This window comes from Streptomyces sp. NPDC006476 (assembly GCF_040612015.1).
Taxonomy (GTDB): Bacteria; Actinomycetota; Actinomycetes; order Streptomycetales; family Streptomycetaceae; genus Streptomyces; species Streptomyces griseorubiginosus_B.
In genome coordinates this window covers 1-2,797 of record NZ_JBEXPK010000235.1, presented here as the reverse complement: position 1 = coordinate 2,797, position 2,797 = coordinate 1, and the positions used below count along the sequence as shown (strand labels likewise).

The 2,797-nt window shown below is 69.8% G+C and carries 3 protein-coding genes and 2 pseudogenes; 3 read left to right on the top strand and 2 right to left on the bottom strand.

What is annotated here, in order from left to right; genetic code table 11:
• Positions 1 to 522 precede the first annotated feature (522 nt).
• Positions 523 to 612 (top strand): annotated as a pseudogene (locus ABZZ74_RS53460) (IS5/IS1182 family transposase); the annotation flags it as partial.
• Between the two features lie 183 nt (positions 613 to 795).
• Here ABZZ74_RS53460 and ABZZ74_RS53455 read toward each other — a convergent pair.
• Positions 796 to 1,167: a fic family toxin-antitoxin system, toxin component gene (locus ABZZ74_RS53455; protein WP_356951350.1), complete on the bottom strand. Its 372-nt coding sequence runs from the start codon at positions 1,165 to 1,167 to the stop codon at positions 796 to 798.
• Positions 1,164 to 1,475: a hypothetical protein gene (locus ABZZ74_RS53450; RefSeq protein ID WP_356951349.1), complete on the bottom strand. Its 312-nt coding sequence runs from the start codon at positions 1,473 to 1,475 to the stop codon at positions 1,164 to 1,166. The genes ABZZ74_RS53455 and ABZZ74_RS53450 overlap by 4 nt, the downstream gene beginning before the upstream one ends.
• Positions 1,476 to 1,740: 265 nt before the next feature.
• Between ABZZ74_RS53450 and ABZZ74_RS53445 the strand changes: the two genes are divergently transcribed.
• A complete protein-coding gene (locus ABZZ74_RS53445) occupies positions 1,741 to 2,433 on the top strand; it encodes a hypothetical protein (RefSeq protein WP_356951348.1) in 693 nt (230 codons plus the stop codon).
• A 130-nt stretch (positions 2,434 to 2,563) separates the two neighbouring features.
• Positions 2,564 to 2,707, top strand: a pseudogene (locus ABZZ74_RS53440) (AAA family ATPase); the annotation flags it as partial.
• Positions 2,708 to 2,797: the final 90 nt, after the last annotated feature.

The following is a 2,797-nucleotide window of genomic DNA, read 5'->3' as shown; positions in this document are numbered from 1 at the left end:
CACCGTCGGTCTGACGTTTCCTGCCCGGGTCCCCGGACGACACCGGGTGCAGATACACCGTCCCGGCGACAAGGGCGAGGACTGTATTCGGTCACAGTTAGCGCTCTGACCACATAGGTTCTGCGTGAGCGGGGACGCAGCGCGGTCCGCTTCGCAGGGCGAGCCGGCAGCCACCAGGACGCAGTGGACGCCGGGTTCCTGGACTTCCTCTGCTCCAGGGGGACCTCGCCATCGACGGCCGGTCCCACCACAAGGTGGCATTGCCGAGTCCGGTCGGGTCCTTCGATCCCCCGCTGGTGAACCACTCCGGCAAGCACAAGTGCCACGGCCTGCTCGTGATCGCGCTCACCGACGACAAGGGCCGACTGGTCTGGGTGAGCGCGGTCCGGCCCGGACCCGCCGCGGAGATCACCGCCTGCCGCCACGACAAACCGACCGCCCACCCGCGCGGCCGGCCTCGGCGCGATCGCGGACCTGGGCTTCGTCGGTCTCGACGACGGCGGCCCGGACGCGGACCCGGCGGTGATCACCGGCTACAAGGCGGCCCGCAACCGGCCCCTGAACAAGGGGCAGAAGCTGTCCAACAAGGCGCTGGCCGCGGTCCGGGCCCCGGTCGAGCACGGCTTCGCGCATCTGAAGAACTGGCGCGTGCTCGCCAAGGTCCGCACCGACCCGAGGTGGGCGACCGCGCTGGTGCGGGCCCTGCACCTGAAACCGGCCCTGTGTCCCAACAGGGCAGAAACCCGCTCAAGGTGTTGGGCCGGGCTCGGGCAGAGCGAGGCGGCCGAACAGGCCTCAGCCGGCGGACCAGACGCGCAGTTGCGCGGCGACTTCCTGGACCCGGGCGCCCTTGTGCTTGGTGCGCATGACCAGTGCGAGAGCGTCCTCGGGCTCGTAGTGCAGGTGTTGGCCGTTGGTATTGAGGAACGTCTCGGCGACCAACCAGGCGAAGAACTCGTTCTTCGCCTCGAGCGGTTCGTGTAAGGCGATGGTCTCCATCACCGCTGCGGCCTTGAGCCAGTCGCTCGAATACACGTCGCGCCCCATGTAATGGGACTGGACACGAGCGCAGACGGCGTCGAGAACCCCCAGGTCAAGGCAGGCGGGATCACCGGGAAGGGTCTGGGCGATCTGCAGCAGCTCTTGCGGAGTGAGGAACCGGGTCACGCGGCGTGACCGTGCTGGCTGTCCCGCAGGTCGCGGCTGCCCATGGGCGCTGGGTCCGGCCAGGAGCCAGCCGCGGGCTCGGCTGCGGGCTCGGCTGCGGGCGAGTCCTGGGTGGCGAAGACCTCAGCGAGGTGCGGGATGCGGTCGCGGGTCTTACTCAGGGCCCTGAGGAACGGGTCGTCGGCGGCCTTGAGCGCGGCCTCGCGGACGAAGACCTCGGGAGACTTGCCGACGAGGTGGCGGCACCTGGGGTCCGTTCCGGTCCATAAGAGTGACGGTACCAGCGAGACACCCGCCGGTGGCACCACACGGGAAGGCCGCTCCCCGACGAGACGGAGCGGCGGCAGGCGCTCACACGGCCTCCGAGCCGCCGTCGTCCTCGCGGGCGTCTTCTTGACGGGATCCTTCTACATCGGCCGCTGGTACGGCACCGGGACCCGAGTGGCACGGCGCGGCGGTGCCATGGGGTCATGCCCCCGTGTGCCAGTGCGGTGGACCGCGTTCCGCTCGCACTACGGCATCGAAAGCATGTATTGCCGCCCAGGACTCGAAGGCGCCCACGAGAAAGGCGGGGTGGAAGGCCAGATCGGCTGGTTCCGGAGAAACCACCTGGTCCCCGTCCCGGAAGTCGACTCCCTCGCCGAACTCAACGCGATGGTTGAGCGGTGGGATGCCGAGGACGACGACCGCCGCATCCGGTCGCGGCCCAGGACGATCGGCGAGTACTTCGCCGCTGAACGCCCATTGCTGCGGCCACTGCCGGACGAGCCGTTCGGGGCCGGTCGGCTGATCAGCCTGCGGGTGGACCGATACGCACAGATCAGCGTCCGCACCAACCGCTACTCGGTGCCGGTGGGGCTGATCGGCCGCACCGTCTGGGTGATGCTGCACGCCTCCGAGGTCGTCGTCTACGACGGACGCAAGGAAGTCGCCCGGCATGAGCGGCTGATCGCCAAGGGCCAGTCCCGCCTGGAACTGGACCACTACCTGGAGGCCCTGGTCCGTAAACCCGGTGCCTTCCCCGGCGCGACTGCCCTGGAACAGGCCCGCTCCGGGGGCAAGTTCACCCCTGTCTATGATGCGTGGTGGGCGGCGGCCTGCAAGGCCCACGGCGACCGGGACGGCACCCGCGCTCTGATCGAGGTCCTGCTGCTGGGCCGGCATCCGCACCACGAGTACCTGGTGACCGGGCTGGCCGCAAGGCCGCCGACGCCGACGAGATGCCGCCCACGCCGGCAGCTCCGGAGCCGGACGGGTCGAGGGTGACGTTCCTGACCGAACGGCGGCTGGCCCACCTGCCGCCCGACAACCGGCCGCTGCCGTCGGTCGCGGCCTACGACCAGCTGCTGCGACCGAGACATCGGCCGGTCCGATCCGCCGTCGAGGGAGACAGGCCATGACGACGTTCAAACGCCACCGCGGACTGACCTAACAGGCCGCCGACGCCGCCGTCGACCAGGCATGCCGCATGCTGCGGCTGCCCACCATCCGGGCCCAGTTCCCCGAGCTGGCCGAGGCAGCCGCCCATGACCAGATGTCCCCGTACTCGTGTGAGTGCACCACCAAGTACGGGGTTTTGTGCACCACTCAGGCCACGTCGGTGTCTCGCTCGATGGCCTGGAGCCGGTTC